Source organism: Pseudoalteromonas sp. S3785 (genome assembly GCF_005887365.1).
In the GTDB taxonomy this organism is placed as follows: domain Bacteria; phylum Pseudomonadota; class Gammaproteobacteria; order Enterobacterales; family Alteromonadaceae; genus Pseudoalteromonas.
Genome location: NZ_PNCT01000003.1, coordinates 73,918 through 99,018 on the forward strand (window position 1 = coordinate 73,918; position 25,101 = coordinate 99,018).

General features: G+C 40.7%; 19 protein-coding genes and 2 pseudogenes. 11 read left to right on the forward strand and 10 right to left on the reverse strand.

Translation table 11 applies throughout. The features are described 5' to 3' along the window. Window positions 1–9 precede the first annotated feature (9 nt). The 3 genes from holA to leuS are packed head-to-tail and all read right to left on the reverse strand — an operon-like array spanning window position 10 to window position 4,127. A complete protein-coding gene (gene holA / locus CWC17_RS00840; protein ID WP_138611830.1) occupies window positions 10–1,047 on the reverse strand; it encodes a DNA polymerase III subunit delta in 1,038 nt (345 codons plus the stop codon). After that, entirely contained in the window at window positions 1,047–1,538 is a 492-nt protein-coding gene (locus tag CWC17_RS00845; protein ID WP_138541687.1) for an LPS-assembly lipoprotein LptE, read from the reverse strand. Before CWC17_RS00845 ends, holA begins: the two co-directional genes overlap by 1 nt. Continuing rightward, complete coding sequence (gene leuS / locus CWC17_RS00850) at window positions 1,539–4,127, reverse strand: leucine--tRNA ligase (protein WP_138611831.1); 2,589 nt, start codon at window positions 4,125–4,127, stop codon at window positions 1,539–1,541. A gap of 174 nt (window positions 4,128–4,301) precedes the next feature. Between leuS and CWC17_RS00855 the strand changes: the two genes are divergently transcribed. The 4 genes from CWC17_RS00855 (at window position 4,302) to CWC17_RS00870 (ending at window position 8,389) form a co-directional block, all read left to right on the forward strand. Then, entirely contained in the window at window positions 4,302–4,760 is a 459-nt protein-coding gene (locus tag CWC17_RS00855; protein ID WP_055013958.1) for a zinc ribbon-containing protein, read from the forward strand. 77 nt (window positions 4,761–4,837) lie between these two features. After that, entirely contained in the window at window positions 4,838–7,261 is a 2,424-nt protein-coding gene (locus tag CWC17_RS00860; RefSeq protein WP_249935871.1) for a Lon protease family protein, read from the forward strand. After that, the gene (gene bamJ, locus CWC17_RS00865; protein WP_138541683.1) at window positions 7,262–7,738 is read left to right on the forward strand and encodes a BamJ family beta-barrel-assembly machinery protein; all 477 of its coding nucleotides are present in this window, start codon (window positions 7,262–7,264) and stop codon (window positions 7,736–7,738) included. A 138-nt stretch (window positions 7,739–7,876) separates the two neighbouring features. Beyond that, window positions 7,877–8,389, forward strand: coding sequence for a hypothetical protein (locus CWC17_RS00870; protein ID WP_138611833.1), 513 nt, complete (start codon window positions 7,877–7,879; stop codon window positions 8,387–8,389). 18 nt (window positions 8,390–8,407) lie between these two features. On the opposite strand, the pseudogene CWC17_RS00875 reads toward CWC17_RS00870, so the two are convergent. The 6 genes and pseudogenes from CWC17_RS00875 to CWC17_RS00900 form a co-directional block, all read right to left on the reverse strand. Next, window positions 8,408–8,928, reverse strand: a pseudogene (locus CWC17_RS00875) (CIA30 family protein). Window positions 8,929–9,124: 196 nt separating this feature from the next. Continuing rightward, window positions 9,125–9,526, reverse strand: coding sequence for a DUF6691 family protein (locus CWC17_RS00880; RefSeq protein WP_138541680.1), 402 nt, complete (start codon window positions 9,524–9,526; stop codon window positions 9,125–9,127). 2 nt (window positions 9,527–9,528) lie between these two features. Then, window positions 9,529–9,942: a YeeE/YedE family protein gene (locus CWC17_RS00885; RefSeq protein WP_138541679.1), complete on the reverse strand. Its 414-nt coding sequence runs from the start codon at window positions 9,940–9,942 to the stop codon at window positions 9,529–9,531. A gap of 135 nt (window positions 9,943–10,077) precedes the next feature. Continuing rightward, complete coding sequence (locus CWC17_RS00890) at window positions 10,078–11,508, reverse strand: sugar porter family MFS transporter (RefSeq protein ID WP_138611834.1); 1,431 nt, start codon at window positions 11,506–11,508, stop codon at window positions 10,078–10,080. A 36-nt stretch (window positions 11,509–11,544) separates the two neighbouring features. After that, window positions 11,545–12,642 (reverse strand): FecR family protein, encoded by a 1,098-nt coding sequence (locus tag CWC17_RS00895; RefSeq protein WP_138541677.1) that lies wholly within the window; start codon window positions 12,640–12,642, stop codon window positions 11,545–11,547. Further along, a complete protein-coding gene (locus CWC17_RS00900) occupies window positions 12,635–13,207 on the reverse strand; it encodes an RNA polymerase sigma factor (RefSeq protein WP_171037653.1) in 573 nt (190 codons plus the stop codon). The genes CWC17_RS00895 and CWC17_RS00900 overlap by 8 nt, the downstream gene beginning before the upstream one ends. Window positions 13,208–13,565: 358 nt before the next feature. Between CWC17_RS00900 and CWC17_RS00905 the strand changes: the two genes are divergently transcribed. The 5 genes from CWC17_RS00905 to CWC17_RS00925 all read left to right on the forward strand — a co-directional run bounded on the left by CWC17_RS00905 (window position 13,566) and on the right by CWC17_RS00925 (window position 20,509). Next, a complete protein-coding gene (locus CWC17_RS00905) occupies window positions 13,566–16,859 on the forward strand; it encodes a TonB-dependent receptor (protein ID WP_171042059.1) in 3,294 nt (1,097 codons plus the stop codon). A gap of 70 nt (window positions 16,860–16,929) precedes the next feature. Next, the gene (locus tag CWC17_RS00910) at window positions 16,930–18,486 is read left to right on the forward strand and encodes a tryptophan halogenase family protein (RefSeq protein WP_138611835.1); all 1,557 of its coding nucleotides are present in this window, start codon (window positions 16,930–16,932) and stop codon (window positions 18,484–18,486) included. A 38-nt stretch (window positions 18,487–18,524) separates the two neighbouring features. Continuing rightward, window positions 18,525–19,265 (forward strand): SapC family protein, encoded by a 741-nt coding sequence (locus CWC17_RS00915; protein ID WP_138611836.1) that lies wholly within the window; start codon window positions 18,525–18,527, stop codon window positions 19,263–19,265. Next, on the forward strand, window positions 19,258–19,977 hold the full coding sequence (locus tag CWC17_RS00920; RefSeq protein ID WP_138611837.1) for a DUF6445 family protein: 720 nt from the start codon (window positions 19,258–19,260) through the stop codon (window positions 19,975–19,977). The genes CWC17_RS00915 and CWC17_RS00920 overlap by 8 nt, the downstream gene beginning before the upstream one ends. Window positions 19,978–20,089: 112 nt before the next feature. After that, window positions 20,090–20,509, forward strand: a complete 420-nt coding sequence (locus tag CWC17_RS00925; protein WP_138541673.1) for a GNAT family N-acetyltransferase — start codon at window positions 20,090–20,092, stop codon at window positions 20,507–20,509. Window positions 20,510–20,855: 346 nt separating this feature from the next. Here the strand turns inward: CWC17_RS00925 and CWC17_RS00930 are convergent. Then, a pseudogene (locus CWC17_RS00930) lies at window positions 20,856–21,284 on the reverse strand (phosphatase domain-containing putative toxin); the annotation flags it as partial. Window positions 21,285–21,797: 513 nt separating this feature from the next. Between CWC17_RS00930 and CWC17_RS00940 the strand changes: the two are divergent. Continuing rightward, a complete protein-coding gene (locus CWC17_RS00940; RefSeq protein ID WP_138611838.1) occupies window positions 21,798–24,035 on the forward strand; it encodes an exonuclease domain-containing protein in 2,238 nt (745 codons plus the stop codon). 136 nt (window positions 24,036–24,171) lie between these two features. Beyond that, complete coding sequence (locus CWC17_RS00945) at window positions 24,172–25,053, forward strand: RodZ family helix-turn-helix domain-containing protein (protein ID WP_138611839.1); 882 nt, start codon at window positions 24,172–24,174, stop codon at window positions 25,051–25,053. Window positions 25,054–25,101 lie beyond the last annotated feature (48 nt).

Here is a 25,101-nt window from a genome sequence, read left to right on the forward strand (position 1 = left end):
TAAATATCTTTAGTTAAGTGCGTGGCAAGGCATTGGAATATCAAGCGGCTGGCAAAACTTAATACAAATATGCGCAATCGCTTGGTAAGGCGCAATTAAGTTGCCTTGTTTGTAGCTTGAATCAAACAGTGCAAGCTCACTGCTTATTTGCTCAAGGGTATTAATATTTAAGCGGTTAATCGCATTTTGCACTGGGCCTTGCTGGTTTTTCCAAATGCCATTTTTTTTAAATAACTGTGCGATAGGCTCGCCATTTAAAAGCCCTTGCTGAATAGTAAGCAAACTGGTGAGCTCTTTATTTATAGCCCACAAAATACTCACCACTTCGGTGTTGTCGCTGGCCAGTTTATTAAGTACTTTAATTGCTTGCTTGGCGTGGCCATTTAATAGGGCATCACTTAAGTCAAAAATATCAAACTTGGCTTGATTTAATAGCCCTTGCATCACAAGTTGCTGGGTTATTAAGGCATTACCATGCAGTAGCGAGAGCTTTTCGAGCTCCTGAAAGCACGCTAACAAATTACCTTCGGTGGCGTTTATTAAGCTCAGTTTTGCTTCGTTTTGCATATTTAGAGAAAGGCGCGCTACTTGGTCATCTAACCAGCGTTTTAAATGGTTTCCTACAAGCGGGTAGCACGGTACAAATACACCGTGTTTATCGAGCGCTTTAAACCAGGCGCCACGTTGTACGTCTTGGCTGGCTTTAGCCCCTTTTACAATTAAAATGGTGTCGGGATTGATTAAATCGACTATTTTTTTAAAGGTATTACTACCTGGGGTGCCAGGTTTTTGTTGGTTTAAATCAAGCTCAATAATAGTGCGCGCACTAAACAAAGACATGCTTTGATATTGAGCTATAATTTCTTGCCAATCAAACCCTTGCATTAGGGTAAATTTAATTACCTCATCAAAGCCTTGGGCTTTTGCCGTGTCGCGTATTTGCTGCACACATTGCGCTTCTTGAAACGGTTCTTCACCAAACACTAAATAAAAAGGTTTTAAACCTTTATTTAATTCACTCGGTAACTGATTAGCATAACAGCGCATTATAGTTGCGACAGCTCTCTAACAATACGACGACTGGCTTGCTGACGAATTTCGCTAATAAGCAACTCAAGCTCTTTTGCTTTTGCAAGTGCATGATCGGGGTCGTCTTGGTAGTTACGATAAAGCTCAAAGCGTTTTTCAATGGCTTTCTCGCCCGGGCGTTTAACAACATAGCTTACCCCGTAGGCAAGCTCGTATTCAGCCACCTGACCATTTTGAAACAACGACAAGGTTTGGCGCTCAATGCTTTCTTTGCGCAAGTAAAGCTGGGCAACATTTTTAGCCGAAGGCGTCAGTTCTACGTTACTGGCTTTAAGCTCTTTTTTAAGGTTTAAAAATAACGATGATTTTTCATCATCACCTTTAAGTGTAAGCGTTTTAAGGTTATCAGGCAGGCTAGAGGCTTTCTTTAAATGAAAGCCACAGCTAGATAACACAAAACACATTAGTACTAAGGCTAATGTGTTTTTAAGGGTGTTAAAGCTAACCATTTAGTTAGCTACCACATTAAGTAGTTTACCCGGTACGTAAATAATTTTACGAATGGTTGCGCCATCAGTAAATTTAGTTACGTTAGACTCAGCAAACGCAAGTGCTTCTACCTGCTCTTGTGTGGCATCGGCGGCTACAGTTAGCTTAGCGCGTAGTTTGCCATTTACTTGTACGATAATTAATTTTTCATCTTCAACAAGGGCAGACTCGTCAACTTTAGGCCATGCTGCATCTAAAATGTCGCCCTCTTTACCAAGATCTTGCCATAACTGGTGCGATAAATGCGGTGTAATTGGCGCAAGCATAATAAGTAGGGCTTCTAATGCTTCGTTAGCAATAGCAACATCTTGCGTATCGTTTAACGGCGCTTTTAATAACTTATTAGAGAGCTCCATAATGGCAGCAATTGCAGTGTTAAACGTTTGACGGCGCTCAATATCATCGCTCACTTTTGCAATGGCTTTGTGTAGCTCACGACGCAGTACTTTTTGTGGGTTACTAAGCGCTGATTTATCAAGTGCTTGGTAGCCAACTGTTTTCACATCTACTGCGTATTTCCAAATACGTTTTAAGAAGCGGTGCGCGCCTTCTACGCCTGAGTCTGACCATTCAAGCGTTTGCTCTGGTGGTGCGGTAAACATCATAAATAAACGCACAGTATCTGCACCGTATTGAGCAATTACTTCTTGTGGGTCTATACCGTTGTTTTTAGACTTAGACATTTTGCTCATGCCCGATGAGAATACCGGCTCACCGTCTTCTTTGTGCCATGCTTTCGTTACGCGGCCTTTTTCGTCAGTTTCGGTATTTACATCGCTTGGCGAAATCCATACGTCACCGCCTTTGTCATCTTTACGGTAGAACGTTTCGGCAAGTACCATGCCCTGACAAAGTAAACGATCGAATGGCTCGTCTGAATTTACTAAACCAAAGTCACGTAATAACTTATGGAAAAAACGCGAGTACAATAAATGTAAAATAGCGTGCTCAATACCACCTATGTATTGGTTTACTGGTAGCCAGTAGTTAGCTGCTGCTGGGTCTAGCATGCCTTCGTCATGACGTGGGCTACAGTAACGTGCATAGTACCAAGACGACTCCATAAAGGTGTCAAAGGTATCTGTTTCATGTGTTGCTGGTACGCCATTTACCGTTGCTTTTGCCCATTCTGGGTCTGCTTTGATTGGCGAAGTAACGCCATTCATAACTACATCTTCTGGTAAACGTACTGGCAGCATTTCTTCGGTGGCGGCTAATTCGTTACCGTTTTCGTCGCTCAACATTGGGATTGGTGAGCCCCAGTAACGCTGGCGGCTAACACCCCAGTCGCGTAAGCGGAAGTTAACTTTACGCTTACCTACACCCAGTGCTTCTAGTTTGTCGGCAATAGCGTTAAATGCGCCTTCAAAATCAAGGCCATCAAATTCGCCAGAATTAACTAACACGCCTTTTTCAGTGAATGCTTCTTCTTTAAGGTTTACTTCAAGCTCAGAGCCTTCAACCGGTGCAATTACTTGTTTTATATCTAGGCCGTATGCTGTGGCAAATTCATAGTCGCGTTGGTCGTGTGCAGGTACTGCCATAACCGCGCCTGAGCCGTAATGCATTAATACAAAGTTAGCAACCCAAATTGGTACTTGCTCGCCCGTTAATGGGTGAGTCGCGTAAAAGCCGGTTGCAATACCTTTTTTCTCCATTGTGGCCATGTCTGCTTCGGCAACTTTGGTGTTTTTGCATTCTTCAACAAACATTGCAATTGCATCGCTGTTTTTAGCGGCTTCTTGCGCAATAGGGTGGCCACCGGCAACGGCTAGGTAAGTTACACCCATAAAGGTATCTGGGCGGGTAGTGTATACGCTAAATTTTTCGTTGTTGTCGGTACGTGTAAACTCAATGTCTAACCCTTCAGAGCGACCAATCCAGTTGCGCTGCATAGTTTTAACTTGCTCAGGCCAGTCTTCTAGCTTGTCTAAATCGTCTAAAAGCTCTTGTGCGTAGTCGGTAATTTTAATAAACCACTGTGGAATTTCTTTTTGTTCAACCACTGCACCAGAGCGCCATCCGCGACCATCTATTACTTGCTCGTTTGCAAGTACAGTTTGATCAACCGGATCCCAGTTAACCGTCGACATTTTTTTATACACTAGGCCTTTTTCGTACAGCTTAGTGAAAAACCATTGTTCCCACTTGTAATACTCTGGGTGACAGGTTGCAATTTCACGATCCCAGTCGTAACCAAAGCCTAATTGCTTAAGTTGGTTACGCATGTAATCAATGTTTTCGTATGTCCACTTAGCTGGCGCTGTTTTGTTTTTGATAGCGGCGTTTTCTGCAGGTAAACCAAACGCATCCCAACCCATTGGTTGCATTACGTTTTTGCCTTGCAGGCGCTGGAAACGAGAAACAACATCACCAATGGTGTAATTACGCACATGACCCATATGCAGTCGGCCACTTGGGTATGGGAACATAGAAAGACAGTAATACTTTTCTTTGCTCTCATCTTCGGTGACTTTAAATACCTGGTTTTCTTCCCAGTAACTTTGGACTTTTGACTCTATGTCTTGCGGGTTATATTGCTCTTGCATCTATGATTCCAGACTTCTTGCAAACTAATAAAAAATTGCCGATAGGATACCCCAAATAAAAGCCTAATCACAGCGTATAAGCACGGTTTTGTTAAAATCTCACTTTCAGTGCAGGTTAACCTATACTCATCTATGTTAAAGGCCAACACGCCCTTGATTTTGATGGAGTATAAAATGGCAGATTATAAAACATGGCTTAACGAGCTCACCACGTGGTTAAAAGATGTAAAAGATCACGAAGTAAAAGATGCAATGACCCGATTTGTTGAATCTGAGCAAGCACTTAAAAACCTAGGCAAAGAAAAATACGGACTCTATAAAAGTTATTTGCAGCGTGACATAGAACACGTTCAAGAAAACGAATCGCACTATAATTCGCTTGCATGGCAAGAGCTTAAAGAATCGTTATGGTATGAACTCTCGCACATAGAAGACAAAACCCAGCTTGAATGGCAGTCTCTTAGTCAAGATTTTAAGCACAATGGGGTGTACCACGCTGGCGAATGGATAGCCATGGGCACATTAGTATGTAAGAATTGCACCCATAGTTTTGATATTTATCACGCTACACAAATTACACCGTGCATTGAATGTGATGGTATTTATTTTAGCCGTAAGGCATTACAACCCTAAATATATGTATTAAGTGGCTTGTAGGCCACTTAATACGCCCAAAGCCAGCGAGTATGTTGGTACAAAAAGAAGTTAGAATGACGAAAAAACTGCTGCCATTATCTGTTTCACAGCTCGCTCCGAGCATTTCTACTAATCACGTTAGCACGTGTATGAGCAATCCATACCCAGAGCAACTTACCTTTATAGGGCAACAACGTGCCCAAAGTGCCCTCGACTTTTCATTAGGAATGGATTTACCAGGTTACAATGTGTATGTAATGGGTGAGGCCGCCCATGGCCGATTTACACTCGTAAAAGACAAGCTTAAACAACACGCAAAAGATCGCCCCACACCTAACGAGTGGTTGTATGTTAATAATTACGACGACCACCGCGAGCCAATTGCGCTATTTATGCAAGCAGGGCAAAGCAAGCAATTAAGTGACGATATCGACTCATTTTTAGATGAAGTACTCGACACCTTTCCGGCAGCTTTTGATAACCCAGCTTACCAACGCAAAAAAAAGTCAATCGAGAGCGAATTTAACGACGCTTACGACAGCGCTATTACCGCAGTAGAAGAAATGGCGCTTGAGCAAAGCGTAGCGCTAATAGAAGAGAAAAACGCCGTGGGTTTTGCGCCTTTAGTTGAAGGCAGACAGTTAAGCGATAACGAATTTGCCGCCCTAGATGAAGAGCTTCGCGATGAGTTTTTTGAAAAAATAGAAAAACTAGAAGATGCCTTAATTGAAGCGCTAATTGAGCTGCCACGCTGGAAACGCGAATCAAAAGAAAAACAGCGTAACCTTAAAAAAGCCACAGCCGAGCAAGCAACTAAGCCGCTATTAAAAGATTTAGAGCATAAATACGCTGCACATATTGGTGTTCTGCGCTACTTAAAAGACATTCGCGTAGAAATAATTGACGCAGTACTTGAATGGCTAGACGACGAAGATGAAAGCGAAGAAAGCAAAGAAGACTTTGATCGTAAAGGCATGCTTACCGACTTTTTTGCGCCTAACATTTTAGTTGAATTTAAAGAAGACGATGCCGCACCTGTGGTGTATGAGCCAAACCCAACCTTTGGCAATATATTTGGCAAAATTGAGTATTCAACATCGCAAGGCTCGCTTATAACAAGTTATCGCTCTATACAGCCAGGTGCATTGCACCGTGCAAATGGCGGTTATTTAATTATGGATGCCGAAAAAGTAATGGCTAACCCGCAAGTGTGGGATGGTTTAAAGCTGTCGCTTAAAACGCACCAAATTAAAAACGATTTACCGTACCAAGACAGCTCAGTTGGCAGCAGTTTTACACTGCGCCCGCAATTAATTCCGCTTGATGTAAAAATTATTTTATTAGGCTCGCGAGATTTGTATTACACCATAGGTGAGTACGATGAAGAATTTGCAGAGCTTTTTAGAGTACTTGCCGACTTTGATTACTATTTACCTAGTAGCGATAAACTTCAGTACCAATTTATTACTAAAGTGAGTGAGTACTGTCAGCAAACGTTAAAGTGCACAACCACAGAGGCCGCCATGGTGCGGTTACTTAAATTTAGCTACCGCCAAGCAGAGCACCATAATAAATTATCGGCGCGTTTTGCCGATGTACTTGAATTGGTAGCTGAGGCCAGCTTTTACGCCAAGCAAGATAAGCAAATACTAATTGATGCGCATCATATTGATGAAGCCATTGAAGGTAAGCAGTACCGCACCGGCCAAATAAGCGAAAACATGCTAAGCGATATAAAAGAAGGCCACACGCTTATTGCCACACAAGGCCAAGCCATTGGTAAAGTTAACGGCTTAACAGTGCTGCACATTGGCGATACGTCGTTTGGTACACCCGCACGTATTACCGCTACCGTATACGCTGGCGCCGATGGTGTAATAGATGTAGAACGCGAAGCCGAGCTAGGTAAAGCAATTCACTCAAAAGGTGTAATGCTACTTACCGGTTATTTAGGTAACAAATACGCCCAGCACTTTAGCTTAACGCTAAGTGCTAACATAGCTATAGAGCAAAGCTACGGTTATATAGATGGCGATAGCGCCTCACTTGCTGAGTTATGTGCGCTTATTTCGGCTATTACCAGTTTACCAATTAGCCAGTCTATAGCCCTTACAGGCTCTATTAACCAACACGGTGATGTGCAAGCCATTGGTGGTGTAAACGAAAAAATAGAAGGCTTTTTTAAGCTGTGTAAAATGCGCGGCTTAACAGGCGAGCAAGGCGTTATTATTCCTAAATCAAACCAAGTTAACTTAGTACTTTATGATGAAATACTTGAAGCGGTTGAGCGTGGTAAATTTAATATTTACGCAGTAGAAACGGTAGACCAAGCACTTAACTTATTAATGGATATTGATGCAGGCGATATTATTGAAGGGCAATACCCAGAGGATTCTGTCAACGGTATTGCTTTGGCACGCTTAAAAGACATAGCCGACATAGTTAATGGCGATAGCGAAGAAGATAAAGAAGCCGATGAAGATGAGGACAAACACTAAATGATCAATATAATTTTAGCGGTGATCATCGCTATATTTTGTTTTTTAATTTTTCAAAATAGTAAAAAAGCAAAGCAACAAGCTGGCATTAACGCGCAAATTGAAGCCGACTACCTTGTCGCTAACGCAAAAGTAGAGGGCGTAATAGAAACCGCTTCAAGCCTACAGTACAAAGTGCTGCACAAAGGTGAAAGCGAAAATACACCTAACCCTACTAGTAAAGTAAACGTGCATTACCATGGCACGTTAATAGATGGCACCGTATTTGACAGCTCAGTAGAGCGTAAAACGCCAATAAGCTTTGGTTTAAATCAAGTTATTAAAGGCTGGACCGAAGGCTTACAACTTATGAGCCCAGGTGATAAATACATATTTTATGTACCGCATCAACTCGCCTACGGTGAAAAGCGAGTAGGGAGCATACCCCCTGCATCACTGCTTATTTTTGAAGTAGAATTATTAGCAATAGAATCGTAAGTTTTTAGTAATAAACTACTAAAGCCTCACTTTAATAAAGTGGGGCTTTTTGCTATTGGCTAACAATAAAATTTACTCAAGGATTTTATTAATAGGTCGATACCTATAATAGTGACACACTATTTTAGGGATAAAGTAATGAATATTTCACCGTCTCCCATTTCCTATAAAGTACTTAGTAATAACTCTCAGCCTCTAAAGCAGCCAGATAAACAACTTACCGAGCAAGAGAGTGAGGAAGAACCAAACTATGTGTTATCAAAGTTTTTAGATACTAAAGCACAAAAATACAGCGAAGATAACGCAACGTTTGGCAACCAGTATAAAAACTTAGAAAAAGTATATAAACATTTCACAGGTCAAATTGTTGCATTACAAGAGCAAATTAATAAACTTAAGCAAAGCCCAGTTCAGCGAAGTTTATCAGTAAATAGTAGCGCCTATGAGCTAAATAAAAGTGATGCAAATTCAGCTTTAGATGCTGATCACCTAGGTGCAAAAAAATATAAAAATACACAACAGCAAGATCAAATAGATAGGCTTGAACTACAACTCATGGAATTAAAATCAGAGCAAGCGGCCATAAAGCAGCAAATGATTGAGCTGGTTATTAGTGAAATTAAAAGGCGTGGCGATAGCTATACAATTTAACAACTTAGGGCTTATAAGTTAGCTTTTAAACTCGATTTTGCTTACCTCAAGTTTGAATTCACCCTCTTGTTTACCTGCAATTAAAAAGCCTAGTTGTTTAATGTCATTAAAATTAATAGTTGGTTGTTGTTCAAGCACGCGGCCACGAAAAGTTAACGTAAAATCACGTTGAGTAAAGTGAATATCCATCCATTTTTAGTTGTGTTAAATGAGTGCATATAGGCTGGCCCATCAAGGTAGTCGGATGTTCTAAGTCTTAGCTGATAGGTTTTGCCATCCCCTTTAACCCGCAGCGCTATAGCGCTAGCATTTTGACCTTGGGTGTCAAGTTCGGTACGTATTGATGCGAAACCGCCGTTGTTTTCAAGCGATACATTCCCTTTAAATATTAAACTTGTAGCAGTTTGGCTCACTTGGCTATTAGATACACCGCCCATTACGGAGTCGTTTACTACATACCAATTTAAACTGGCATTCGCATTTGCCGTTAAAAATAACGCATTAAATACAAAAAGTGATGAGAGCTGTTTCATGGTTATGGCTTATTATGAGTAACGTTAAGCTGTTTATACGGCGCAACAGATTATTTGTTCACTTAGTTGTAAACTTTATGGTGTAAGCAGCATGTTATGCCCCAAAATGGGCAGTCAATACTCAAACGAGTAGAGAGGTTATTACAGTAGTTAAAATTGGCAGCTTATAGCTGCCAGTTTTGATAAGCAGTAATAGTTAAGTTTATACTTTTTTAGCTATCCACATACCGCTCAGTACGGCTGCAAAGAATAACCAATACTCCATTTTTAGTGAGGTAAGTTGTACTAAGCCCGGACCTGGGCATATTCCGCTTAATCCCCAGCCCAAGCCAAACAAAACAGAGCCAGTTATTAGCCGAGGACTAACGTTTTTAACGTCACTTAATGTAAAAGCTTCACCAAGTAGTGGTTTATCTTTTTTAGCTACCCAAAACCACGCAAGCATCATTATTCCCATAGCAACAGCCATCACAATAATTAAACTGCCATCCCATTGATTTTGAAAATTTAAAAAATTAAGTACTTTGTCGGGGTTGGTCATACCACTAATAATGAGCCCTAAACCAAACATAAACCCTAAAACAACATGAATTAATGCAGTCATTTTTACCCCACCAAGTTTGCTGTAATTATAGCCACGGCCATAAATATACATGTTGAAACCCACGAGCGGGTAGAAAAACGCGACATACCACATACGCCATGGCCGCTTGTACAGCCATTGGCGAGCGAGGTACCCATACCAACAAGTAGCCCAGCTACAACAATAAGCACAGGAGATAAGCTCAGCTCACCTTCTAATAAAGACGGCGCAAATATTCGCACCGCAATACCGGCCAATAATAGCCCTACAATAAAATATAATTTCCAGCGCGACTCAGTCGTGTGTTTGTTAAACACAGATTTAACAAGGCCAGATATGCCAGCTATTTTCCCATATAGAATAAGTAATAGTGCACACACTATTCCTATTAAAGCACCACCTATCGCTGCGGCTATTGGTGTAAACTCGGTAACCATTTAAATTCTCCAAACAACAGACATACCTCAGCCTGATTGCTCCATTTCATTGATATTTATTGATTTGGTGCAAAGTAATTAGCACCCGATACCTTTTTAGCTGGCGGTTAATATCACCGCTTTTAATTAGGCCTATTACATAGACTCAAGTGTTTTACCACGGGTTTCTGTAATGTATTTAGCCACAAAAAATATGCTAATAAGTGCCGATAACGCATAAAAGCCGTACGCACCTGCCAGGCCAATGTTAGCCAGCATAATAGGAAAGGTCATGGTAATGGCAAAGTTAGCAACCCACTGAGCGCTTGCTGCAACAGCAAGCGCTGCACCGCGAATACGGTTATTAAACATCTCGCCTAATAACACCCATACAACAGGGCCCCAACTTAAGCCAAAAAATACTACAAATAAGTTAGCCATTATAAGCGCAAGCGTACCCATGTTATCGCTAAGAGCAAGTTTGCCTGCTTCATCAAGACCTGCGCTGCCAAATATATAAGTAAGCGCGCTTAAGCTGATAAACATACCAATACTGCCTACTAATAGCAGTGGTTTACGGCCAATTTTGTCAATAAGGGCAATAGCTATAAAGGTCGATACAATATTAGTTGTACCTGCTAATACATTTATAAATAACGATTGCGACTCGTCAAACCCAGCGGCTTGCCAAAGCTCAGAGCCGTAATAAAATACCACGTTAATACCTACAAATTGCTGAAACACACTCAGCGCAACACCTGCCCATACAATCGGGTGTACTTTTTTACTGCCATCAATAAATAAATCACGAATACTCGGCTTTTTATCGCTATGTAAAGAGCTTTTAACATCGCTTATTTGCGCATCAACGTTGTCGTTCGAAATTTTACTAAATACCGTTTTTGCATCGTCCACTTTACCTTGCGCCACTAAATAACGAGGCGACTCAGGAATAAACAACACACCCACTAAAAACAGTATTGCAGGCACCAGCTCAGCCCAAAACATCCAGCGCCAAGCGGCTATATCAAGCATTAAAATATTTTGCGCGCTACCAGCAGCATCAGCAATTAAATAGTTACTTAAAAACGCAGCAAATAAACCTAATACAATAGCGAGTTGCTGTAGTGTAGCTAAACGACCACGAAGGGCAGGTGGCGCAACCTCTGCAATATAAGCTGGCGCCAATACCGATGCAGCACCAATACCTAAACCACCAAATAAGCGGTAAAAAATAAACTCGGCCGAGCTTTCGCTTATGCCTGAGCCAAACGCGCTAATAGCAAAAATAATCGCGGTGATGATCATAATTGCACGGCGGCCAAACTTATCAGCCAGCGGCCCCGCTGCAAGTGCCCCCACGGCGCACCCTAATAATACCGAGGCTACATTAAAGCCTGTAGCCACACTGCTTGAATTAAAAGCATTACCGAGTGCCGACACCGTGCCGTTAATAACGCCCGAGTCAAAACCAAATAAAAAGCCACCAATAGCAGCCACGGCAGAGATAAAAATTACGTAAAAAAGAGAGCATGTGCCCAATGTGTGCGCCGAGCTATTACTGCTCGGCGAAAGAGGTGATGTCATAATTGTGTGTCCTGATTTTTATTATTGTGTATTTTACTATATTGAGGCGTGTGGTGCTGCGTATTTTAAACGAATTTTATCGGGGCTAACTCTTTCATAATCAATATTAAAGTTGTTATTTAAAACTTCTAACAATCCTTTAATGTCACCTGTTTTAAACATGCCCGCCACTTGCACTTTTTTTAGGCGCTCATCTTCTGAGAGTTCAAAGTCTATATCTGTATAACGGCTAATTTCAGCCATAGCTTCAGCTAGTGACTCACCTCTAAAAATTAAACTACCTTTGCGCCACGATAAACTTGCAGCTACCTCTACTGGGTCTACTTTTACAGCGGCTTTAGCAATTTTACCTTTAAAGCTTAAATCAAGTTTTTCTCCCTTTGATACTGAAGTTGAGCTATTTGATAAATAGTGACCTTGTTTATTGGTTCCACTTTGGGAGAGGTTTGGTAACTGCTTAGTACGTTGCTCTGCAACAAGTACTTTGCCGTCGGTTACAATGAGCTCTATTTGTTTTTTCCCAACTTCTACATTAAATGCAGTACCAACAGCTTGAATAACTTTATCACCGGCGATTACACTTAAAGGGCGCGTTTTATCGTGAGCTACATCTATATGAATTTCGCCACGCAGTAAATTTATTACGCGAGAGTGTTGGGTATACCTCACTTGAACAAAGCTATTTGTGTTTAAGGTGATTTTACTTTGATCAGGAAGCAGTATGTCCTTACTTTCACCTACGTCGGTTTGAAAATTAAGCTTTTTAGCAACTACTGCTGATTGATTTACTGGGTAAAAAAATGAAAAGTTAAATGCTTCTTGAAAAAAGCTAAGTGCAACAGCTAATAAAATAGAAGCAGCTGTTGCACCTAACCACACAGGGAGTCGCTTTTGTTTTACCGGTGTTTGTGGGAATAGATCTGACAAACGACTGAGGTCGTCCATTTTGTCCCACAGTTGTGCTACTTCTAGTAACACCTCTACATTTTTATAAGATTGCGCTAACCATTGCTGCAGCGCATGCTCCTCGGGCTTATTCAAACCACGGTCAAGTTTAGCTAGCCACTCGCTTGCCTTATCAAGGCGCGCATCGTCGCTCGTGTTTCGCTCGTTTATATGATGAACATTACTCATGTCTACCTCCTGCATTTAACTGCGAAGAAGTACTCTTATTTCCATAAACACTATTTGTAGATTGACGCATAAACTGCGTACAACGTTTCATGCCTGTTGCTATATGTTTTTCCACGGTACTTTCACTAAGGTTTAATTGAGCAGCAATCTCTCGCTGCGAATAACCATACACTTTTTTTAATACAAACACTTTACGGCACTGCACGGGTAAAAGCCGTATGGCTTCACAAAAATTTGAAAACTCACTATCGGTTAGTGCTTTTTCATACATTTCGTCTTGCTGGTGTTCCGCTAAGATTTGCTCTAACGCTTCCATGTTGTCGATGCCATCGACTAGGCGTATATTGGCTTGCTTTTGGTAATCGAGCGCTAAATTTCGCGCCGTCTTATAAATAAAAGATTTTGGTGAAGTTATATTTTCAGTGTTTTTAATCTGACAAATTCGCACATAGGTTTCTTGCACTATATCTTCAATTTCATGTGGCGGCACTATACGTGCAACTACATTTGAGAGACTTTTGCGCGAGGCCAAATAGACCTTATAAAAAAGTGTGTTTTTCGTCATTTAGTTTGTGTCTCGTGTGTGTGTGTTTACGGCAATTATTGTTATTGTTTTGCCAATACAAACTAAGACGAATGGTAAGAAAAAATCCGCTATTAAATTTAAAAAATAAATCAGCTTTTTATTTTTTAAATTTAATGTTCACTAACCGCACAGGGTATAAAGCTTGTAATGTAAAGGCGAAGTGTACTACAGTTTTTGCCATTATAAATACCCTGCTTGGTACTTAGTATTTACGTTTAAAACTTTAACCTTTTAATTAATAAGTAAAAAAATACAATGTGGGCTGTATGTTTTTTGTAATAAAAATACAGTTAAAAGCGCAAAAAATAAAAACAATAAAGGCATAAAAAAATTTAGCATGGCTAGTCAAAAAAATAATTTATTTAAAAAAAATAAAAAATATTTATGGAGGAAAATAAAAAGTCACTCGTCTTTGTTCTGTGTATGGCCAAAAACTATACGCAAGGAGTATTTACATTTGCCTTTTTGTTTACCGCTTTATGTGCTGGTTTTTAGCTTGTTCACCACCGAGGTAAAAGCGAGCGCTGTAAACGATAAAGCAGTGTTTAATATTCCGAGACAAAGGGCCGATTTATCGCTAATAAATTTTGCCGAGCAAGCCGATATTACTTTGCTTTTTCCGCTGGATAAAATTCAGCAGTTACAAACAAATACTATTGCTGGCGAGTATTCAATAATAAACGCGTTACAGATTTTACTCGATGGCACAGGGTTGCAACCGCATGTTAGCGAAGATGGGCAAATATCTATTTTAATAGACCCAAGTTTCGAGAGAACTGACAACATGGCTAACTATAAAAAAAATGGCGTGTCGAGTGCTGTACTAGCTGTACTAAGCACAATGGCAACGCTTCCTGCAGCAGCAGAGACAGCAGCACAAGAACCAGAAATAATTGAAGTACGCGGAATTAGAGGCTCGCTTGGCCGAGCTATGGATGCCAAAAGAGAAGCGGGTGGCGTGGTCGACTCCATTTCAGCAGAAGACATTGGTAAATTTCCTGACACAAATTTAGCTGAGTCTTTACAGCGTATTACCGGGGTTTCAATAGACCGTTCAGGCGGTGAAGGGCAGCTCATTACGGTACGTGGTTTTGGCCCGCAGTTTAATACAGTCTTGGTAAACGGACGCCAAATGGCATCTGAAAATCAAAGCCGTGCGTTTAGCTTTGATACCATTGCATCCGAGCTGGTTAAAAGCTTAGATGTATTTAAAACCTCAACGGCCACTATGCAATCTGGTGGTATTGGTTCAACAGTAAATGTAAATACAGCGCGACCATTTGCAATTAGCGGTTTTAAAGTTGCGGGCAGTGTTAAAGGTATTTACGATGAAAATAGTGAAGAAACTACCCCCGAGATTTCTGGCTTAATTAGCAATACGTTTAATGATGACACACTGGGTGTGTTGTTTGCAGTTTCTCGACAGGAGCGCGAAACACGCTTAAACCAGGCCCAGGTAGACGGTTGGTTAGAAAACGTGGGCGTCCCAAACCCGCAAACTCAAAGCGGGCAAACATATACCGGTAATATTTTTTCGCCGCGTAACTACGATCATAAAGTCACTACAGAAACACGTACACGCACTAATGCAAATTTAGTTATACAGTATGCACCTTCAGATGATTTAGTAATAACAGCTGATGGGCTTTATTCTGATTTTGATGTTGAAGCAGACACCACGTCTTATGGGCATTGGTTTACGGCGCCAAACCTAGAAGGCTTTGGCGGCGCTGCAGGGCCAACTGTAGACGAAAATGGCACAGTGGTTGATTTATATCAAGAGGTAGGCCTTGCTACCGATATGCACGCTAAAAAGTTTGACCGCTTAACAAGCTCTAGCGCACTAGGCTTAAACTTTGATTGGCATGTAAAAGATAACTTAAATATGAAGTTTGATTTGAGCCATTCAAAAGCCGAGCGTGAGGCTAATAACGGCGGTGGCGATCAGTTATCGTTGATTGGCTATGCTAACCGAGTTCGATTTGAATTGGATGGCGGTATTTTACCTTATGCGAGTGAGTTTGCCTCTGCTAACCCTAACATTTATAGCGGCCAGCAAGAGCTTGACGGTGTTGCTTATAATCCTGCGGTTACACCTGATGGCGTATCAAATCATTTAGATACTGCCAACAGCCGAGCACATGTAATGCTACGTCGTGGTTGGGCTGTAGAAGATACTGTGGATCAGTTTCGTTGGGATAGCATTTGGCATAACGATGGTACTTCAGGCCTAGTTTCGGTCAAATTTGGTGCTATGTATTCAACTGAAACTAAAAACCTTGATCGTTGGGATAACGAAGGTGTTGGTATTCACTGTACTTTTTGTGGTTACCCAGATGACCCAAGTATGGATGGCTTAGCGCAATTTGTATTTGACGCAGGAGATGACTTTTTATCTGATGTAAGCGGCAGCGGTCGTATGCCAACGTCATGGCTTGCACACGATGGCGAGGCAAATTTTGCGTACCTTGAACAAATAGCTGCGGCGAATGGTCAGCCTATTAGTTTTGATGCAGTTAAACGTAATAAGTCGTTTGAGATAACTGAAGATACTTTCTCGTTTTATACAGAATTTGATTTTGAAGCTGAACTTGCAGGCATGCCTTTATACGCAACAGCCGGCTTTAGATACGAAAGCACCGATGTAGAAGTAAAAGGCACAGACGAGCCGGTGAGCGCGTTAACCATTCTAGATAAAACGGAAATGCTTGCTAACTTTGGCGCCGTAGAAAATATTTCAGCAAGTTCAGATTACGAAGCGATTTTACCTAACTTTAGTGTAAAGCTTGAAATAAGCGATGAGCTAATAGCACGTGCTGCTGTATCGCAATCAATTACACGGCCAACACTCGATAGTATGTCGCCTGTAACAGTAATTGAAACAACTCGCCAAGGCGGCAATTTAACATCAAGCTCTGGTAACCCTGCGCTTGAGCCATTTACCTCTGATAATTTAGATTTATCATTAGAGTGGTATTACGCTGATGCTAGTTATTTATCTGCGGGTTATTTTAGAAAAAATGTTGCTAACTTCATTATTAATACGACCGAAGATTTAACCTTTGAGTTGTCTGATGGCGGATTATTAACTGACCCCTCTACAGGTAACGATGTAGATAACCCTGACGCTGCTGACTCAACGGCTGTATTTACTAATACATTACCAAATAATAGCGAATCAGCGATTGTTGATGGATGGGAAATAGCCTTACAACACAGTTTTGATAGTGGGTTTGGTTTTATGGTTAATGCAACGTTTGTAGACAGCGATGCAGAGCTAGACCCTGCAGATATAACTCAAGTATTTGCATTAACAGGCTTAAGCGACTCTTATAATGTGGTTGGTTTCTATGAAAATGGCCCATTTCAAGCGCGTTTAGCCTATAACTGGCGCGATAGTTTTGTACAGTCACTAACGCAGCTAAATGGTGATGGCGTGACAATTGTGGAAGATTACGCACAACTTGATGCTAGTGGCAGCTATGACATTACCGAAAATGTATCGGTATTTTTTGAAGGTATTAACTTAACCGAAGAATACGTACACAAGCGTGGTCGTTTTTCTAACCAATTATTATTGGTTGAAGATAGCGGGCGACGTTTTGCGTTAGGTGTTCGCGGTAGTTTTTAACTTTAATTAATAAAGTGGCTTTTACATTTAGTAATGGCCACTTTTTAACTATGCCTTTTAGGTAACAAGTATGAACCAGCAAGATAAAAAAATAAAAACAGTGGTTGTCGTTGGTGGAGGTATAGCGGGCTGGCTAACAGCCGGCCGTTTAGCGGCGCACCATAAAAGTAATACCCCGGATGGTCTTAATGTTGTACTCGTTGAATCTCCTAATGTACCAATTATAGGTGTTGGCGAAGGCACTTGGCCTACCATGCGCAGTACTTTAATAGCGCTTGGCATTAGCGAAACCGACTTTATACGTGAGTGCGAAGCAAGTTTTAAGCAAGGTGCAAAATTCGCCAAATGGGTGGATGGCAGCAATGATGATTTTTATTATCACCCATTAGTTTTGCCACAGGGCTTTTCAAAAACAGATATGGCTGGCCATTGGTTAAATAACACCGCTGAGTCAGCATCTTTTTCAAATGCAGTGTGTTACCAAGAAGCTATTTGTGAACAAGGGCTTGCTCCTAAAACAATTCGCACCCCAGAATACGCAGCTATAGCCAATTATGCCTACCATTTAGACTCTGCAAAATTTGCCGTTTTTTTACAAAAGCATTGTACTCAACAGCTTGGCGTTAAACATATTTTAGCCGATGTGACGCAAGTTAATAGCACTAAAAATGGCGATATTGCAAGCGTTACCACAAAGCAACAAGGTGAAATTAGCGGTGATTTATTTGTTGATTGCACCGGCTTTTCTTCATTGTTATTAGGCGAGCATTATAAGGTTCCTTTTATGCCTTGCGATGACGTGCTATTTATTGATACCGCCTTAGCAGTGCAAGTCCCTTATGATAATGAAGATGAGAGTATTGCATCTCACACAATTTCAACAGCGCAAGAAGCGGGTTGGATATGGGATATAGGGTTACAGCATCGCCGTGGTGTAGGTTACGTGTATTCGAGTAAATATAGTAGCGAAGCTCAAGCACGAGAAAAGCTTAAAGCGTATGTAGGCGATAAAATAGAGTCGTTAACAGTTAGAAAAATTCCTATTAAAAGTGGCCATCGCTCACACTTTTGGCAAAATAACTGTGTTGCAGTTGGGCTTTCGGCTGGCTTTTTAGAGCCATTAGAAGCTTCTGCATTGGTATTAGTAGAAATGTCAGCACAGATGATCAGCGAACAGCTCCCCCAGACCCGAGATATTATGGATATTACCGCCAAACGCTTTAACGAGACGTTTATCTATAGGTGGGAAAAAATAATCGACTTTTTAAAACTGCATTATATTTTGTCAGACCGTGACGATAACGCATTTTGGCGCGACAACAGAGACCCAAAAACGATTCCTCAAAGCTTACAAGATCTAATGAAGTTATGGCAATACCGCGCTCCTGCTGATCACGACTTTACAAGTAATAATGAGGTGTTTCCAGCGGCGAGTTATCAATATGTTTTATACGGTATGGGCTTTAAAAGTGATTACAGCACAACTGCCTATATGCTTAAAGACACTGTTTTCGCTAAAAGTCAGTTTGATAAAAATAAGAGCATGATAAACCAAGCAGTCACAAACTTACCTAGTAACCGAGAGCTGCTTAATAAAATTAAGCACCATGGTTTTAGTGCTATTTAGCTTAAAAATTTACGCATAAAAACAATAAAGAGACACGAATGGAAAATTTAGTCGCATTAGAGCAAAGTGCTCATCAGCATATAAAAATAGACACACAAAAAGCACAATCACACGCTAAAAACCTTAATATGATCCCCGTTGTTATGGCAGAGCTTAGCCAAATTGCAGTTCAGCAGCCTATAGTTTTTGCAAAAAACTCAGAAACAGGCGAGTTTACACTCAATGCTTTATTAGGCTTTGAGCAACATGAGAACTTGTTTTATCAGCAATCGCAGTGGCAGGGCGTATATTTGCCGCTTCAGTTACAGCGTCAGCCATTTTTTGTTGGTGATACTCATGCGCAGCAAACGCAATACCCTGTGTGTATTAATTTGAATAGCCCTGCAGTAGTTGATAACTCTGCGCAAAGAGAAAATAATTTAGAACCAATTTATACCCAAAGCGCTGAAGAAAGTGGCTATTTAAAACAAATAAAGCAGTGTTTAGGGCATTTATTACAAGGCGAAATAGATAATAAAAAGCTAATTGATACCTTGTTAAAATATGAACTACTACAGCGATTATCGCTTGAAGTAACGTTTGAAAATAACAAAAAAACAAAGTTAAACGGCCTATACACTATTAATCAAGAAAAACTCGCACAACTTAATAGTGAGCAAATTACGCTTTTACATCAAAGTGCTTTATTACCTGCTATTTATACAATAATAACCTCACTTGGCCAGGTATACCCATTAATAGAGCGTAAAAATGCGGTGCTTAATTTAGCCAATGATTGATTTTACACTTAACAAAAATATGGTGTTACACATACACACTGTAGGGGAAGAAAAAACCCCAATTATTGTTATTGATGATTTTGTAAATAATGTAGATGCACTTATTAATTTTGCTGTATTTTCTCAAAATGCGAGGGAAACATTTTGCACACAAGAAAGTGACTTTTACCCGGGAGTAAGAAAAGCAGCACCGCTTAGTTATATAGAGCAGTTAAAAGCACTGGCGCCAATTATTAATTCACACTTTGATATGGCAGATAAAAGCGAGTTTGATGTAATACTTTCTGCCTTTTCAATTGCATGTACTGAGCCTGATGAACTCAGGCCAATACAGATGATTCCTCATTTTGACACACCCAATATGAACCAACTCGCTATGGTGCATTTTTTATGTGATGAAACACATGGGGGTACTTCTTTTTATAAACATAAAGCCCTAGGGTATGAACGCATAACAAAAGAGCGACTCATGCCTTATAGGCAAGCTATAAAGCAACAAGCCTTGGCGCAAAAGCTTCATAAAAACCCACATTACATAAATGGCAGCACAGTTTTGTTTGAGCAAATTTCCAGTGTAGAGGCAAAGCTAAATCGAGTTGTTATATATCCAAGCAACTTATTGCATTCCGGTAATATAAATGCGGCTAACGGTTATGCCTGCGATCCAATTAATGGGCGTTTAACTATAAGTAGTTTTGCTGTTTTACGTTAGTTTTTTTAACCGCTAAAGTTATTAGCACGCGCAATTTATAGCGCAGTTGAGCTTATTCAATTAAAGTGACTACTTAGTTTTTTGAGTATTAATTTTTTTGGAGGCTAGATGGATGCTAGAGCTTGTTGCTACTGAAGACTTAAAGGCTGCCGCACACTTTACGTTTAACAATATGAAACCCTATTACGAAATGTATGCGGTAGATTGGGATGTAGAAGACGTTTATCAAGCAACCAAAAGCCTCAAAAATTTTGATATTTTGTGTAAGGGTGAACACATAGGTGTTGTGCGTTTATCGTATGAAGAAGGGCGTTGCCAACTTCGCGACATTCAAATTGCAGCTACTTATCAAAACAAAGGTTATGGTGCTCATGTTATTGCAAAAGTAGTTGATATGGCTCGTCAACAAAGTGTCAAATTCATAGACCTCAAAGTATTTCAGCGTAGCCCTGCATTTAAATTATATAGCCGCATCGGGTTTGCAGTCGATAGAAAAGACGATCGTTTTTATTACATGAGTTTGCAAGTCTAATAGCAACTGTATTACCAATCCTTAAAACAGATCACTTAATTAAGCGGATTGGTATCAAAGAGGCGCAAAGCACTTAGTTTTCGCGATTCTTTAGCTAACTTTAGTAAAGTGCGATTACCCTATGCTGGCATTAGTTTTAAGGAGAGTGAGGTGTACTTAATTGCCGTCATCGACAATTTGCTATGTGGTCTGCCAAAAATTTAAAGCACATTTAGGCCTGCAGTTTTGGCTTTTTTCTATTTTGGGGCTTTTTGATTTACATAATAACGATTAGTTACCGTCAATAAGTGGCAAAGTTTATTAAAGGTAACTAACCATTAGCGTTAACATATTCCCCAGTTTTCCCTCACACCTCAAAGTGATTAAAGTAATCTTTTTGCAATTCTATAGTGAGTGCTTTAGGGCGGATACCTTGTACTAGGTTGTATACCTCTTCTTTTGTGTAACCTGCCGAATTTAAAATAAGTGCAGCCATCAACCCTGTGCGACCAGTGCCGCCTTTACAATGTATGGCAATGGTTTGTTTGTGTTGTATGGCTTGTAATATGTCGGTTTTGTGGGTGTTCCAGCTTGATGTAAAAGGCTGTTTTGGTGCTTCGTCGTCATTTATAGGTAAATGAAACCATGTTATACCGTGCTTTTTGCACTCACTATTAATGCTTTCTACGTTGTTTTTTTCAAGCTCCTTTTGCGGCATAAGCGATAGCAGCATGTGAGTGCCAGCCGCCTTTAATGTAGCAATTGAATCCGCTAGGTTTTGTGTTTTTGTACTGGGGCCTGCTTATCTTTCGAGGTTAATTTTGCAGCAGTATGTTTGGTATTTAGGCAAGGCAGAGCTTATGTAGTGTGGTTGTTCCCCATTAATAGGCGATAACGCAGTATAAATGGCAAACATGCGCTGCCCGAAGGGTTCTGCCTAGGGGGATTGACTCTTTGTTGCCAACATGGATGTTGGTAAGGGGCGTGAGCAGGACGCGGAAGCATTGCTCGGCTTTTACTTATTCTTACATGGATGTAAGTCATTAGAATAACGCAGGAGCAGTTATCGAGCCCACTAGGTTACAAGCCTCGCGCCGCGATTAAATCCCCCCTAGATTGAACAAATTTAATCCTGAAAGGTCAGCAGGCCCTGAGCAAGGCGTAAAAATAATATTTGCGCCGTTATTGAGTGATAAAACATCGTACGGGTGCGCGCTCATGGTAAGTCCTTTATTTTTAATAAATTTACTTTTATAAGCCCACTATAGCGTGTTTTAGTTACAAGTTTAAGATTGAATAATAAGCATAAATGCTAGATACTGTTTTTATATACAGTTGTGGCGATGTTATGAAAAAAGAATTACCAGCAAAATACTATTTAGCGCATTTTAGAGAGCTTATTGAGTTTGTAACAAGTAAATGTATGCATTTACTTGAGCCCAAGCACAGCCAATTTATTAGTAAAATTAACCAACTAGATGAGCAAAGCCAATGCATGTTGGCGCGTGTGTATTCGCGCAAGCCTTATTTAGTGCAGGCGCAATCGCTTAATTACGAAGAAATAACCTCGCCGCATCAGGCTATTTATACCCTAAAAACAGCGGGCATTTTATATGAACCAAACGCGCAGCATAACACGCTTCTTATAGCGCATTTAACCAAGCCCATGCTGGTGGAGTTACTAAGTAATTACAGTGAGCAAGTAAGCTTTAAAAAAAGCGCAGCTAAAGGGGAGTTAGTTAGTATAGCGTGCCAATTTTTTAGTGAGCGCGCAGATGATCTTACCCCTTTATATAGCCAGTATGTCATTAATAACCGTAAAGATTATTACGAGTATTTTGAGTTTTTATTTGCAGGGCGCTTGAGTAGTGGCGATGTAAACCATCAAAACCGCTTTGTTATGCGCGATTTAGGGTTAACCGCTACCCGCGAAGGGCACAGCGAGAGCTTGTCGCGCTTTAATACACTCGCTGAGGCGCAATCTAATTATGTTTTAAACCGTTACCGTTTAGCGTTTAAAAACATTGGCAAAACAGCCGGTAATACAGAAGCTGAAACCTTGGATAACAAAACACCTTACACCGAGCTTGCGCATTTAGTTTTAGCGCAACCGGCAAACGGTGCACAAGCGCACGATATTAAAAACAAGCTGCTGGTTAGGCTGTATAAACAACTTAAAAATACCGATAGCGAACTTGCCTTTAGCCTACTAGAAGGCTGCACCGATTACGCCGAAGCCCAAGAAATTCAAATAAGAGAGCAATACCGCTTAGGTAATAAAGAGTGGGTAAAAGCGCAACTAGAGCAAATAATAGAAAACCCGCTCAGCGACGATTTACTGTACTTTGCTGATGACTTTTTAATGCGTAAATTTAATAAACAAATGCGTTCGCGCTTAAGCACTATGCTAGCCGATACCCAATGTGTGCTGGAAATTGACGAAATTTACCGAGGCGATGTAGAGCAAGGCGTAAATGAGCATTACACCGCAAAAGGGTTAACGGTTTTTAATACCGAAAACACCTTATGGCAAAGCTTATTTGGTTTAGTATTTTGGCACGAGTTATTTATAGAGTCGCCATACCCGCCGTGTAATGAATTTGATATTTACCCGCAAGTTTTGCAGCTTGGTAATTTTTATGAAGCACAAAGTACGCAAATTAACGCACGTTTAAAAAGTTGTAGCACTAATCAGGCGCTGCTTAATTTGGTATGTAAACATGCCGCGCAATACTTTGAGCAGCCCAATGGCTTATTTAGATGGCGCAGCAATTTATTAGAGCCACTAGAGGCACTTATTTTAAACAGCCCGCTTGAGGCGTTAATTGCGCACTTAACGGCCATGAGCAAACAGTATTTGCAGCTAAAAGATGGCTACCCCGATTTAATGGTTATTAATAATGGCCAAGTACATTTTGAAGAGGTAAAAGCCCCAGGCGATAAGCTTAGGCGCAACCAACTTATCACTATTGATAATTTAAAAAATGTAGGCTTTACGGTACATATTGCCGCAGTTAAATGGTTTGTAGACCCAAACCGTATTTACAGCGTGGTTGATATAGAAACCACCGGCAGCTTAAAAGGCGGTAACCGCATTACCGAAATTGGCATAGTTAAAGTACAGCACGGTAAAGTAATAGATACCTGGACGACACTTATTAATCCGCAGCGCCATATCCCAAGCTTTATTACTAAACTAACCGGCATAAGCGATGGCATGGTTTACAACGCACCTGTATTTGCAGAAATTGCACAGCCACTACTAGATAAACTCGCAGGCAGTATTTTTGTAGCCCATAACGTAAACTTTGATTACGGCTTTATTAAAAAAGAGTGCGAGGTTGCAGGGCACTTTTTTAAAATGCCAAAAATGTGCACCGTGGTTGAATCGCGCAAAGCATTTAAAGGGTTAAAGTCGTATTCGCTAGGTAACCTTAGCGCGCATTTTAATTTGAATTTAACCAGCCATCACCGCGCATTGGCCGATGCTACCGCCACTGCCGAGCTGTTATTGCTGATCCAAAACAGTGAAACGCACACGCAGTAAACGAGTAACTTATATTTAAGAATATGAAAACTAAGTAATTAATTAACGTTACTACAAATTTTTATTTGTTTTTGGAATAAAGGTTTTTTGTAAATCGTCTTCTTTATGTCAATCCGACAAACTAGAGGACAAAACAATGACTAAATTAAATAAAATTGTAAGCGTAATGATGTTAAGCGGTGTGTGTACTTTTACAGGTGCAGTGCACGCCGCTGATATTGAAATATCTCAGTCAACGTCGGCGCAGCAACAATCATCTTCATCTATTGTGCTTTCACAAAACGGTTTAACAGCCAGTGGTAGCAACGAGTCAAACGTATCTAACGATACACAGGTAACGGCTGATGACTCGCAAAACACAGATTCAACGGCGAATAACACGCAAACTCCAACGCAAGAAAGCAGCGAGGCCGTAGAGCCTGCAAATTCATTAGTTGCATCTGTAAGCGGATCTTTAAATAACTCATTGAACGCATCGGCTTCGTCTTTAAATGCCACAGGCAATACCACAGCCAATACAGCGCTTGATGCAACAGCGCAGTTAACCTCATCGGCGGGTAATTTAACCACTGCTGTAAGCCAGTCGTCATTACTTTCTGTTACCTCTGAACAAGCTGCACAGGAAGGCACTACCGATACACCAACCGATGCCTCGTTACTTTCAAATGTGAGCAGCGCTAGTGATTCAGTAACACAAGCTGATGCAATAAATGCGCTTAATGCGGGTGAGCTTACAAACCAGTTAGCAATTACTAATACGGCTGCAAACTCAGTGAGTTCTGCACTGCAAGTGGGTGATGCAATTAATACCAGTAATGAAGTAGTAAGCAGTGTTCAGCAATCTTTAATTGCCAGTGTGCAAGACAGTACGGTTAGTAGTTTACAAAGCACGGTACAACAAAGTGTTAGCGGGCAGGTGAGTGCAGCGGTCACTGATCAAATTAGTAACGATGTAGCACTTAGCACCGCAAGTGAAGTAGTTACCAACATTACTAACGATTTAGACCTAGGCCTTTAATACGGCCTAAGTGTGTTTGCACAAATGCCGAATAGGGAAACCTATTCG